The sequence below is a fragment of the Neisseria sp. SLRRB23 genome, from assembly GCF_050896295.1.
Taxonomy (GTDB): Bacteria; Pseudomonadota; Gammaproteobacteria; order Burkholderiales; family Neisseriaceae; genus Neisseria.
Genome location: NZ_JBPBFH010000108.1, coordinates 1 through 339 on the forward strand (window position 1 = coordinate 1; position 339 = coordinate 339).

The following is a 339-nucleotide window of genomic DNA, read 5'->3' on the forward strand; positions in this document are numbered from 1 at the left end:
GTCGAGTCTCGTGGGCTCGGAGATGTGTATAAGAGACAGGTCCAGCAATCGGGATTGGCGGTATCCACTTGGTCAAAAATCACGCCTGATTGAGGCCGTCACGGCAAGGGCGGCAGCGCCGAGCGGCATACGGTTGACGCGTTTGCGACAGTCGGCCATGCGTTCGAAATCGCGTCCGAGCATTTCGACGTAGGCGAGCATGTGGTGTCCGAAGCTGACCGGCTGGGCGAGAGTTTGGCGGAAATGCATCCTGCTTCGGGATTTACCGCCGAACTGTCCGCCGCCTCTGTTGTGATGGGTCTGTCTCTTATACACATCTCCGAGCCCACGAGACTCGAC

General features: G+C 58.7%; 1 pseudogene. It reads right to left on the reverse strand.

The window, feature by feature from the left end:
- Positions 1-96: 96 nt before the first annotated feature.
- Positions 97-231 (reverse strand): annotated as a pseudogene (locus tag ACRPFF_RS11305) (lyase family protein); the annotation flags it as partial.
- Positions 232-339 lie beyond the last annotated feature (108 nt).